Below are 7,514 nucleotides of genomic sequence, written 5' to 3' on the forward strand. Positions count from 1 at the left end.
AACTACCTGCTTTGGCGAAAACCCTTCGGAATTCAATCTTTTTTTTTAGCCAAAGACAAACGACTGTGTTTATAATTCCGGGGATTAAAATCCCCGGTTTAGGATTCTGGCATCGCTACGCGATTTAAAAAACGATACCGCCTCTAGAAAAGCCGTAGGCTTGGGTCAATTCTTAAGCCCACAATTCATTGTGGGCAAGGTCGAACACCCTATATGGGTCAAAGTGCCATCGGCACGACCAAAATCCCGGTAATCTTGAAAAAAAGACCAAGTGCGCAAATAAAGAAAACGGTTATCCCGATAATTATCGCGGAGGCTAAGCCAAAAGTGACAAAGGAAAAAATCACCACAAATAACAACTACCTGCTTTGGCGAAAACCCTTCGGAATTCAATCCATTTGCTTAGCCAAAGACAAACAACCACGACATTCCAATTTCCCCGGGCGAAACCCATGGCTATTCAAGGTTGAAGCCCTTCAGGCTTCGTGGATATTGGACCACAATGAGGAGGTCGTCTAGGGGTGTGGAATTACCACTAAACTTCCCTCGGACGTGGGGAGGAGGAAATTGGACCGAGCCGGCGTGGGCCAATGGCGGAGGAGGATTCCAATTTCTTGGCCTTTTGGTTATCCCGATAATTATCGCGGAGGCTAAGCCAAAAGTGACAAAGAACCAAAATCACCACAAATAACAACTACCTGCTTTGGCGAAAACCCTTCGGAATTCAATCCATTTGCCTAGCCAAAGTGAAACAACCCCGACATTCTAAATTCCAATGGCCATTCAAAGTTAAAGCCCCTCAGGCTTCCCCCCCAGGGATTTTTCTTACCCTTTGCATCTTCAAAACACCTCCAAATCCCCCAAGCTAAACCCCCAATTCTCACTGGTCAGCAGCCTGCTGAAATCCTTCCCTAAATTCAAATCCCTTAAGGTAAGCAATGGCCCGATATTCAGAGAAGGAAGGCTTCCCGTTTTTCGGAGCAAGGGAATGGGGAAATGACCAATATGCGTGGTGAAATTCACTTTGAAGATTTCCTGGGTCTTCTTGAGCTCCTGTCGCAAATGTTCCAAATTGATTTCCTTCTGGACATCAAGCCCAAAACAATCGGTAATCCGCAATTCCAAGCCGAGCCCTGAGGGTTTTAGACGAAAAACAAAGAGGTAACTTTCCCGATCGGTGCAAAAACCATAGGGGAAAATGGGGCAATCTGAGTATCTCCAAAGGAGAAATTCCTTGGTGATTGGGGTGTGGAGTCCCTGTGTCAAAGGCCTGCATTGTTCGGCCAAGGTAGCGAAAAGCGCACGGTCCATGACCGGAAGCTCCATGGCGGAATCTTGTTTCGATAGGGAATTGAATTGGAGCTTTATCGGGATTTTACCCTGCTTCAGCCAACCCATTTTTTGGTACCCAGGCAAGCTTTTGGAATTGGGGGTGTTGAAGATGAAATCAAAGCCCTTGCTTGCTGAATCATCGACCAGGGAGCTGGTCAGTTTTGAAAATATACCCTGGGCCAGATGGTTGGGGTGGACGGCGGTGTCAACTGCCCGAAGCGCCCGAAAGGTTTTTCCATCCTCCTGCCAGTTCCATCTCAAAAAAGCCCTTACACCTAGGATTTCCCCATTCTTCTCCGCCAACAAGACAGGCGATTGGCCAAAAGGGTTTTCCAAATGCTTCCAACGCCAAAGGGCTTCCGATTTGGGCGTTCGGTCTTCCCCCAATGACACTTTCAAAAGACCAACGATTGAAGGGATGTCATTTTCCTGCGCATATCTGATTTCCATATCCTGAAAGTAACCTTCAAATTGGGATTTCCAAAAATTAATTTTTTAGACATTGCCTTCCAACGCTTGATTGCATTCCGCTACATTTTCTTACTCTCTGAATTAAATGCAAATGATTCTTTTTTTCTGCTTACGGACGGCTTTATTAAAATATTTGAATAGTTACATTATCCTATGGAAAATATACCATTACCCTAAAATATCGCTTGATTTCACTCAAAAAATACCCTGTTCAGGGTATTTTATTTGATGATTCTATTTGCTATTTTTACAGTGGGTGATTAAGTTACTTTTCGCACAATTTTTTAACTTGTGTAAAAACTAAAAGGGGATTTTGTACATACAATTTTTTACCCTTATTTTTTTTCCAAATCCTTACACCCCCTTTGCTTTATTTATTTATATTTGAGTTCATGACCCCTTATCCCTTATTGACTTTGAGTAAGCCCAATCTCATTTTATTGTTGACACTATTTTTATTCAGCTCCTGTATCAGCAACAAAAAGCTGACCTACCTTCAAAACTTACCCGAAAATGAACCCATTGCCTTGGACGAGTTTATCCCTTATGCTGAGGTAGATTATATTTATATCCTACAGCCTTTTGACATTGTGGACATTGACTTTGCCTCATCGGATGAGGAATTCACCGAGGCTTTTTCCTATCAGGGTGCAAGGGGTATGCGGACCGGTGGCGGAGGAGGAGGAGGCGCTGGTGCAGGTGGCGACATCTTCTATTTTACGGGATACACCATCGACAAGGACGGAAATGTGGAAATACCCAAATTGGGAAAAATCAACATCGCAGGCATGTCAGAGGAGGCAGCAAGGGATCAAGTACAGGAAGCCATCAACGTGTTTTTCAAGGAGAAAGTCTATGTGAAGCTGAGAACAGCCGGTATTCGCTACACTACCCTGGGTGAATTTGGTTCTGTGGGAACTAAGGTCCTATTCAGAAACAGGGCAACCATCTTCGACGCTTTGGCGGCGTCAGGGGAAACCAATCTCTTGGCCAAAAGAAACAAGCTTTTTCTCATCCGGCAATACGGTGGTGGGACAAAAATCCACCAAATCAACTTGAATGATAGGGCTCTCTTGGGTTCTCCTTTTTTCTTTATTCAGCCCAACGATATTCTTTATTTGGAACCCATGAAAATCAGGCAGCTGGGAACTGCGGATAATTTGGTGAGTTCCCTTCAATTGTTTGCAACCCTCTTGGCATCAGGGCTTTTAATGTATGGTTTAATCAGATAGGAGGGCAGGATGGAAAAATTAGACTTAAGCCAGCTGGACAACGAGGAGAAAGCCCTCGAGATCAAGTTTATCATCAACAGGTACATCAAGTATTGGCCCTGGTACATCGGGTTTATTCTCTTGCTTCTCACGGCATCCTATATTTTTCATCGCTATACGGTGGATCAATATTCCGTGGCGGGAACCATTGTCATCAAGGGCAACAACTCTCCGGAAGCCAAGATTTTGGATAGGTCGAGCATCTTCTCGGGACAGGGCAACCTGGAAAATGACATCCTGATGATTTCCTCAAAAAACCTGGCAAGGGAAACCTTGGCAAAACTGCATTTTGATGTGGAGTATTTTGCCAAAACCAATATCAAACCCATCGAACTCTACGACAGAAGCCCAATAAGGATCGAGGTGGATTGGAACCATCTTCAGATCACGGATACGCCCATGGAGTTGGAAATTCTGTCCGGGGAAACCTTCAGACTTAATCCCAGCGAAGGTGGATTTTTTGACTTATCTCCCGCAATCGCTTCCGGTGATGACGGTCTGTACAATAAAACATTTCGTTTTGAAGAATGGATAGAGACCGGTAAGTCCAGGTTCAATGTGCACTTGGTCAATCCCGGGAGAGTGGGGGACATGGTGATCGTAACACTGAGAAATCCAGTCGCTTTGGAAGAGATTCTATCCCGGTCCCTGGGAATAACATTGGTCAATGCACAGGCGTCGGTTTTGGAAATCCGGATGAATACCACCGTGGTGGAAAAAGGTAGGGATTACATCAATTCCCTGATGGATTCCTATTTGGAATATGAACTTCGTGAAAAGAACAGAAATGCCGAAAATACGCTCCGGTTCATAGAAGAACAATTGTCTTTCCTAGAGGATTCCCTGCAGAAGAAAGAAAGGGAACTCCAAAACTTCAAGGTGGAAAATCGAATGCTCAATGTAAGCGCAGAGTTTTCCCAAATTCTTTCCCGGATGAATACTCTGGAAGACAATGCGCAGGCAATGGATTTTCAACTGGCGTATTTTGCGGCGATCAAAAAGTACATGGAGGAAAAAACGAAGGATTACTCCCAAGTGATTGCTCCTTCTGTGGTGGGGATTCCCGATCCTTTGCTCAATGGCTTGATTCAAACTTTGGTCACACTTTCACAGGACCGCAGAAAATTATTGGCATCCCTGAATGAAAACCATCCGGAAGTCAATAAAATCGATGTCCAGATGGAAAAGGTGCAGGAAGCGCTTTTCGAAAACATCGTCAACCTGATCCAAAACACCGAAATCCAAAGGGCCTCTCTGCAAAGGGATATCAATATCTATGACAGTCAGTTTGCGACCTTGCCCGAATCCGAATCCCAATACTCCAGTATTTTCAGAGAATTTAAATTGAGGGAAAACCTCTATACCTATTTGTTGGAAAAAAGGGCAGAAGCGGGAATTGCCAGGGCTTCCAATGTTTCGGACAATGCCATCTTGGATTATGCAAAGCGGGGAACCTTGGTTTTTCCCAAAAAGGACCAGAATTATATCATGGCCATTTTGATTGGATTCATGATTCCCTTCGGATTTATCGTGATCAAAGATATTTTTGACGATCGGATCAGGGACCAAAGGGGACTGAAAAAACATTTTATGATCCCACAGCTGGCAGTGATCGGGCACAGTAAAAAAGACACCAATATGGTGGTTTTGGAGCATCCCAAATCAGCCGTTTCCGAGTCCTTCCGATCTCTCCGCTCAGCCATCAATTACATCGCCCCGGACAAGAAATCCAAAAAAATCCTAGTGACTTCCAGTGTTTCCGGTGAAGGAAAAACCTTCACTTCCCTGAACCTGGCTTCTGCAATGGCCTTGGGCTCAAAGAAAACGGTAGTGGTGGGTGCGGATTTGAGAAGGCCCAAATTGGCTTCCTACTTCAATGGAAGTGAAAAAATCGGGCTTTCTACTTACCTGATTGGTAAAGTTGATGTCAAGGAGATCATCATGCCAACGATGAATGAATTTCTTTTTTATATTCCTTCCGGAATTATTCCACCCAATCCGGCCGAATTGCTCCAGACCGATAGGCTCAAAGAACTGATCCAATATTTGGAGGAAAATTTTGAAATCGTCATTTTCGATACACCTCCCTTGGGACTGGTATCGGAAACCATCGACTTGATGCGGCTTTTTGACTTGAATCTGTACGTGGTAAGGCAAGATTACACCATGAAGGATCATTTGGTCATGATCAATGATCTGTTTAACAACAAGCAGGTCAAAAATGTCTACGGGGTTTTCAATGGCATCATTGATTCGGGATATTATTATGAAGGATACAACTATGGCTATGGAAATACCTACCTGTATTCTCAAAACAACAAGTACATGTACAATTATTATGGAGATGACCTGGATGAGAAGAAGAAGTTGATAAAAAAAAGCAAAGGCTTCTTCCGTAAACTAATCTCAAAATTCAAAGCCTAAAACCCCACAATTACTTATCATTCATCACTTAATAGCAGATTACCTTCTCCATGAAAACTATCGCTCTTATCCCCGCCAGATATGCTTCCACGAGATTTCCAGCCAAGTTGACCATGGATCTCTGCGGGAAGTCCGTGATCCAGAGAACTTACTTGAGCACGGTGGAAACAGGCGTATTTGACAAGGTAATAGTGGTGACCGATCATGAGTTGATCGTGGAACAGATCACCGCTGTTGGAGGGGAATGCTTTTTTAGCCAAGAAGAACACGAAAGCGGTTCCGATCGCATCGCAGAGGCCGTTCGTGATATGGATGTGGACATTGTGGTCAATATTCAGGGAGACGAACCCTTTCAAGACCGAAAATCCCTTTGCGATTTGGTCCAGGTTTTCGAGTCGCCCTTCATTCGGGTGGCCTCCATGATGTTTTCCATCCCCCCAGAGGAAGCCCAAAACCCCAATGCGGTAAAAGTGATCTGTGACAAAGACAATTTTGCGTTGTATTTCAGCAGGGCACGCATTCCTTATGTCCGTGAAAAAAGGTGGGAGGTAAAATACTGGAAACATGTGGGTATTTATGCATACCGCAAGGAAGCCCTTTTGGCATTTACCAAGATGGAAAAATCTTACTTGGAACAGGTTGAAATGTTGGAACAGTTGCGCTTGCTCGAAAATGGCATCCGGATCAAGATGATCCCCACTGACCACGAGGCCATCGCCATCGATACCCCACAAGATCTCCAAAAAGCCATTGCTTATTTTTATGACCTTTGATTTTTGGCAGCACCTATTCAGCACTGCGGATGCATCAAGCCAAAAGTAACAAAGAACCAAAATCACCACAAACAACAACTACCTGCTTTGGCGAAAAACCTTCGGGATTCAATCTATTTCTTTAGCCAAAGACAGACGACCACGACATTCCAATTCCCACGGGTTCCACCCGCGGCTATTCAAGGTTGAAGCCCTTCAGGCTTCGTGGATATTGAACGGCAAGGAGGCAAGGACTGGTCTGTGGGGACACAGACCACGGTTAACCGCAAGGAAACGATACCTTCATACCAAACTTCCTCCGGATAAAAGGACGGCCTATATATCTGCGGTTTTTGGTAGGATTCGGAGAGCGTGAAGAAAATGAGTTAGCTCGTGAGTTTTTCCGAACGAGATCCACTCATTTTTAGCTCGCCGAAGCCAGACAAAAATCAAATTGGAAGCGAATCAATAAAGTGAAGAATTCCCGTCCCAATTTGAAGAAGAGATATCAGCCTTGATTTTTTGGTTACTTTTTGATCAAGCAAAAAGTGACAAAAGAAAGAAAATTGCGATTAATGACAACTACCTGCTTTGGCGAAAACCCTTCGGAATTCAATCTTTTTTTTTAGCCAAAGACAAACGACTGTGTTTATAATTCCGGGGATTAAAATCCCCGGTTAAGATTTCTGGCATCGCTATGCGATTTGAAAAACGATACGGAATCTGGAAAAGCCGTAGGCTTGGGTCAACTCTTAAGCCCACAATTCATTGTGGGCAAGGTCGAACACCTATATGGGTCAAAGTGCCATCGGCACGACCAAAAATGCCGGTAATCTTGAAAAAAAGACCAAGTTCGCAAATAAAAAAAACGGTTAGACCGAATGGCAAAAAGGAGTCAATAGGCGTACCGGCAAAAGCCGGGTAGCCAAAAAACAAATTGCCAAAGCATAAATTCCCTGCCTTGGCGAAAACCCTTCGGAATCATAAAAAAACAGCAATAAGTATAGCGTGTAGATAAGGAAACGACACCTTCGCACCATACTTCCTCTGGATAAAAAGTCGGCCTATATATCTGCGGTTTTTGGTAGGATTCGGAGAGCGTGAAGAAAATGAGTTAGCTCGTGAGTTTTTCCGAACGAGATCCACTCATTTTTAGCTCTCAGAAGCCAGACAAAAATCAAATTGGAAGCGAATCAATAAAGTTAAGAATTCCCGTCCCAATTTGAAGAAGAGATATCAGCCTTGATTTTTTGGTTACTTTTTG

5 protein-coding genes are annotated in these 7,514 nt (G+C 43.9%); 4 read left to right on the forward strand and 1 reads right to left on the reverse strand.

The window, feature by feature from the left end:
* The first annotated feature begins 213 nt into the window (after nt 1-213).
* The gene (locus tag Q7J63_RS13210) at nt 214-519 is read left to right on the forward strand and encodes a hypothetical protein (RefSeq protein ID WP_304886780.1); all 306 of its coding nucleotides are present in this window, start codon (nt 214-216) and stop codon (nt 517-519) included.
* 321 nt (nt 520-840) lie between these two features.
* On the opposite strand, the gene Q7J63_RS13215 is transcribed toward Q7J63_RS13210, so the two are convergent.
* A complete protein-coding gene (locus Q7J63_RS13215; protein ID WP_304886782.1) occupies nt 841-1,782 on the reverse strand; it encodes a GNAT family N-acetyltransferase in 942 nt (313 codons plus the stop codon).
* A gap of 413 nt (nt 1,783-2,195) precedes the next feature.
* Between Q7J63_RS13215 and Q7J63_RS13220 the strand changes: the two genes are divergently transcribed.
* The 3 genes from Q7J63_RS13220 to kdsB are packed head-to-tail and all read left to right on the forward strand — an operon-like array spanning nt 2,196 to nt 6,271.
* A complete protein-coding gene (locus Q7J63_RS13220; protein WP_019600728.1) occupies nt 2,196-3,035 on the forward strand; it encodes a polysaccharide biosynthesis/export family protein in 840 nt (279 codons plus the stop codon).
* A 9-nt stretch (nt 3,036-3,044) separates the two neighbouring features.
* Nucleotides 3,045-5,498 carry a tyrosine-protein kinase gene (locus Q7J63_RS13225; RefSeq protein WP_304886784.1) on the forward strand — a complete coding sequence of 818 codons (2,454 nt, stop codon included), beginning with the start codon at nt 3,045-3,047 and terminating at the stop codon, nt 5,496-5,498.
* Between the two features lie 50 nt (nt 5,499-5,548).
* Nucleotides 5,549-6,271: a 3-deoxy-manno-octulosonate cytidylyltransferase gene (gene kdsB, locus Q7J63_RS13230; RefSeq protein WP_304886786.1), complete on the forward strand. Its 723-nt coding sequence runs from the start codon at nt 5,549-5,551 to the stop codon at nt 6,269-6,271.
* Nucleotides 6,272-7,514: the final 1,243 nt, after the last annotated feature.

This window comes from Rhodonellum sp. (genome assembly GCF_030656585.1).
Taxonomy (GTDB): Bacteria; Bacteroidota; Bacteroidia; order Cytophagales; family Cyclobacteriaceae; genus Rhodonellum; species Rhodonellum psychrophilum.